Annotated in this window: 2 protein-coding genes; both read left to right on the plus strand. The window is 29.7% G+C overall.

The annotated features are described in order from the left end of the window. On the plus strand, positions 1-732 hold a 732-nt coding region (locus tag ABTZ91_RS34055), incomplete at its 5' end, for an ATP-binding protein (protein WP_352081102.1). Between the two features lie 26 nt (positions 733-758). Beyond that, positions 759-1,155, plus strand: a 397-nt coding sequence (locus tag ABTZ91_RS34060) for a hypothetical protein (protein ID WP_352081103.1), incomplete at its 3' end; no start/stop codon positions are given.

Below are 1,155 nucleotides of genomic sequence, written 5' to 3' on the forward strand. Positions count from 1 at the left end.
GTCAAAGATATAAGTAAACAAAATGCTAATAAGTTCTACAAATTTGCAATATACGGCAAATTTGGGACAGGTAAAACCACATTTTTAACTAAAGATAATAATGCTTTGGTATTAGATATTAATGAAGATGGCACTACTGTTACAGAAGATGGTGCTGTTGTTCAAATAAAAAATTATAAACATTTTGGATTAGTTATAAAGAAGCTGCCAGAAATTATTCAACAATTACGTGATTATGGAAAAAATATTGATGTTGTTGTGATAGAAACCATTCAAAAGCTAAGAGATATAACTATTGATGAGATTATGAATGGTAAAAGACGGAATCCTACATTCAATGATTGGGGAGAGTGTGCTTCCCGAATAGTAAAAATGTATAGGTATATATCAACAATTCAACAGAAATATCAATTTCATTTAGCTATAAGTGGTCATGAAGGCATAAATAAAGATAAAGACGAAGAAGGTAGCACAATCAATCCTACTATCACTATTGAGGCACAAGAACAAATTAGAAAGGCTATTTTAAGCCAGTCTGATGTTTTAGCAAGAATGACAATTGAAGAACACAGTGATAGTGAAGGGAAGAGATTTGAATATGTTTTAAATGCTGAACCATCTTCATTATTTGAAACTAAAATAAGGCATGCTAGCAATGTCAAAATTAGAGATAAGAAGTTTATTAATCCTAGCGTAAATGACCTTGTAGAAGCAATCAGAAATGGAAATTAATAAATATTTAAAGGGTGGTAAGAACTATGAATTTTAATATTAATCTTAATGGTGCGCAAGAATTAGGTAATTATATGAAACCTGGACTTTATAGCATGAAAATTAAAAACTTTGAGGCTAAACAATCCAAAAATGGACATCCACAATTTGCAATTACATTTATACATAAAGAAGAAGGAGAATTTGTTCATTACGCCAATGCTGATATGGAACATAATTATGCACGTGATTGGCTATATACATTCTTAAGTGTATTAGGGCTTAAAGGTAATAATATGCAATTTAAATTTACTGAAAGAGATTTAATAGGTAAGCCAATAAACATTGAATTAGAGCGTAAATTTAATGACTATACTGACAAATGGGTTACGAATTTAAAGAGATTTTGGAAATTTGATGGTACAGCTGTATATGAAAAATATG

The organism is Streptomyces sp. NPDC126499, assembly GCF_040302485.1.
In the GTDB taxonomy this organism is placed as follows: Bacteria; Actinomycetota; Actinomycetes; order Streptomycetales; family Streptomycetaceae; genus Streptomyces.